The sequence below is a fragment of the Streptomyces phytophilus genome (assembly GCF_013870535.1).
In the GTDB taxonomy this organism is placed as follows: domain Bacteria; phylum Actinomycetota; class Actinomycetes; order Streptomycetales; family Streptomycetaceae; genus Streptomyces; species Streptomyces phytophilus.
On sequence record NZ_JACBXC010000645.1, the window covers coordinates 1 to 3,417 of the forward strand.

Annotated in this window: 2 protein-coding genes; both read right to left on the bottom strand. The window is 70.2% G+C overall.

All coding sequences use genetic code 11. The features are described from left to right. Nucleotides 1–47: 47 nt before the first annotated feature. Nucleotides 48–1,247, bottom strand: a complete 1,200-nt coding sequence (rodA, locus tag H5J30_RS22850; RefSeq protein WP_181789261.1) for a rod shape-determining protein RodA — start codon at nt 1,245–1,247, stop codon at nt 48–50. Continuing rightward, the gene (mrdA, locus tag H5J30_RS22855) at nt 1,244–3,331 is read right to left on the bottom strand and encodes a penicillin-binding protein 2 (RefSeq protein ID WP_181789262.1); all 2,088 of its coding nucleotides are present in this window, start codon (nt 3,329–3,331) and stop codon (nt 1,244–1,246) included. The genes rodA and mrdA overlap by 4 nt, the downstream gene beginning before the upstream one ends. Nucleotides 3,332–3,417: the final 86 nt, after the last annotated feature.

Genomic DNA, 3,417 nt, shown 5'->3' on the forward strand with positions numbered 1-3,417 from the left:
GGCGGGCCCCGGCTCCGTGGCGCCGGGGCCCCACTTCGGCAGGGCTCTCAGGCCGACAGGGGCCGCTGCGCCTTGATGGACTGGAGCAGCCCCACCGCGATCCACACCGCGAACATCGACGAGCCGCCGTAGCTGACGAACGGCAGCGGCAGGCCCGCGACCGGCATGATGCCGAGCGTCATGCCGATGTTCTCGAACGCCTGGAACGCGAACCACGCCACCACGCCCGCCGCGACGATCGTGCCGTACAGGTCGCTGGCGTCCCGCGCGATCCGGCACGCCCGCCACAGCATCACGCCGAGCAGCACCAGGATGACGCCCGCGCCGACGAAGCCCAGCTCCTCCCCGGCGACCGTGAAGATGAAGTCGGTCTGCTGCTCCGGCACGAACTGGCCCGTCGTCTGGCTGCCCTCGCCCAGGCCCTTGCCGGTCGCCCCGCCGGAGCCGATGGCGATACGGGCCTGGTTGGTGTTGTAGCCGACGCCGGCCGGGTCGAGCGCCGGGTTGGCGAAGGCCGCGAAGCGGGCGACCTGGTACTCGTCGAGCATGCCCAGCGAGACGATCAGCGCCGCGCCGCTGACGCCGGCCAGCACCAGGCCCAGCACCCAGCGGTTCGACGCGCCGGAGGCCAGCAGCACGCCCAGCACGATCGACGTCAGCACCATCGCCGAGCCGAGGTCCGGCATCAGCACGACGATCCCGATGGGCACCGCGGCCAGACCCAGGGCCTGGACGACGGTGCGGTGGTCGGGGTGCTCGCGGTCGCCCGCGTCGACCCGGGCGGCCAGGATCATCGCCATCCCCAGGATGATCGTGATCTTGGTGAACTCGGCCGGCTGGACCGTGAAGCCGCCGCCCAGGTCGAGCCAGGCGCGGGAGCCGTTGATGGTGCTGCCCAGCGGGCTGAGCACCATGGCGACGAGCACCAGCGACAGCCCGTACAGCAGCGGCACCACCCCGCGCAGCGTGCGGTGGCCGACCCAGACGGTGGCGGCCATCAGCGCGATGCCGACGGTGGTGAAGATCGCGTGCCTTATCACGAAGAAGTACGGGTCGCCGCCCGTGAGGTCGTCGCGGTTGCGGGTCGCGGACCAGACCAGCGCGGTGCCCATGACGGACAGCGCGAGCCCGGAGAACATCAGCATCCAGTCGACCCGGCGCACCAGCGAGTCGCGCGCGGTCAGCCTGCCCCACGTGCCCAGCTCGGGGGTGAAGCGCCGGACCGAGTACCCGTCGGCGGCCGTCATCGCGCCTCGATCCTGCCGTCCGGCGAGATCTTCGGCAGCTTCTTCTCCGGCTTGGGCAGCAGCGCCTTCTTCGGGTCGATGCCGCCGCCCTTGCCGACGCCGTACAGCGCGTCGTACACGGCGCGGACCGCGGGCGCCGAGGCGCCGGAGCCGGTGCCGCCCTGGGACATCGTCATGACGATCGCGTACTCGTCGGTGTACGTCGCGAACCACGACGTCGTCTGCTTGCCGTAGACCTCGGCGGTACCGGTCTTCGCGTGCATCGGGATCTCGTCCTGCGGCCAGCCGCCGAAACGCCAGGCGGCGGTGCCCCGGGTGGCGACGCCCGCGAGCGCATCGTCTATGGCGGCGTGGGTGGCCTTGTCCAGCGGCAGCTTGCCGTGGGACTTCGGCTCGATCATGTCGACCTTCTTGCCGTCGGCGCTGACGACGGCCTTGCCGACGGTCGGGTCGTACAGCGTGCCTCCGTTGGCGATGGCGGCGTACATGGTGGCCATCTGTATCGGCGTGACGAGCGTGTCGCCCTGGCCGATGGAGTAGTTGACGGAGTCACCGGCGCGCATCCGCATGCCCTCCAGGCAGTTCTCGTACGCGATGCGCTCGGCGTAGTCGCCGTCCTGCTTGCCCTGCTTGCACCAGGTGTCCTTGTTGGCCTGCCAGTAGTCCTTCTTCCACTGCCGGTCGGGCACCCGGCCGGTGACCTCGTTGGGCAGGTCGACGCCGGTCTCCTCGCCGAGGCCGTACTGGTGGGCCGTCTTGTAGAACCAGTCGTCGGGCTTCTTCTTCGGCTTGTTGCCGCCGTCGTTCAGCCACTCCTGGTGCGCCAGCCGGTAGTAGACCGTGTCGCAGGAGACCTCCAGCGCGCGGCCGAGGTCGATCGCGCCGTAGCTCTGCGACTCGAAGTTCTTGAAGACCTGGCCGCCGATGCTGTAGTCGCTGCTGCACTCGTAGTTGCCGTCGAAGGAGTAGCCGGCGTTGACCGCGGCGGTCGTCGGGATCGGCTTGAAGATCGAGCCGGGGGCCGACTGGCCCTGGATCGCCCGGTTCAGCAGCGGGTAGTTGGCCTTCTTGCCGGTGAGCTTCTTGTACGTGCCGGCGTCGATGCCGCCGACCCAGTCGTTCGGGTCGTACGTGGGGTTGGACGCCATGGCGACGATGCGGCCGGTGTCGGCCTCCATCACCACCATCGCGCCGGAGTCCGCCTTGTAGTTCGTGCCGGTGTTGTCGTCGAACTGCGTGCGGGCCGCCTCCATCGCCTTGGCCAACTCCTCCTCGGCCAGCGACTGCACCCGCGAGTCGATGCTCGTGACCAGGTTGGAGCCGGGCACGCCCGGCTGCTTGTCGGCCTCCCCTATCACCCGGCCGAGCTTGTCCACGCGGTAGCTCGTCACGCCGGCCTGGCCGCGCAGCTGGGAGTCGTACGAGCGCTCCAGCCCCGAGCGGCCGATCTGGTCGGTGCGCAGCAGCGGGTTGTCGCCGCCCTCGGCGTCGGCGATCTCCTCGTCGGTGACCGGCGAGAGGTAGCCGAGGACCTGCGCGGTGTTCGCGTCGTTCGGCGAGCCGTAGCGGCGGACGGCGCTGGGCTCTGCGGTGATGCCGGGGAACTCCTCCTCGCGCTCGCGGATCTGCAGCGCCTGGCGGGCCGTGGCCTCGTCGGTGATGGGGATCGGCTGGTACGGGGAGCCGTTCCAGCACGGCTTGGGGGTCTTGGCGTCGCAGAGCCGCACGCGCTCCATGACGGTCTTCGGGTCCATGCCGAGGACGCCGGCGAGCTTGGTCAGTATCGCCTCGCCGTCGTCGTCCATCTTCATGAGGTCGGTGCGGCTGGCGGAGACCACGAGGCGGGTCTCGTTGTCGGCGAGCGGCTCGCCGCGGGAGTCGAGGATGGAGCCGCGTACGGCGGGCTCGATGACCTGCTGGACGTGGTTGCCCGCGGCCTCCGCCTCGTACTCGTCGCCGTTGCGGATCTGCAGGTACCACAGCCGGCCGCCCAGGGTGAGCAGCAGCGAGAGCACGAGGACCTGGATGCCGACGAGCCGGACGGTGACCCGGGTGGACTTGCCGGTCTCCGGGATGTTGGTCACAGCCGCTTCACCCCTTTGATACGGGTGGCCTTGGCGGACTTGGACTTGGGGCCGAACAGGTTGCCGCGCTGCCGGCCGATGCCGCC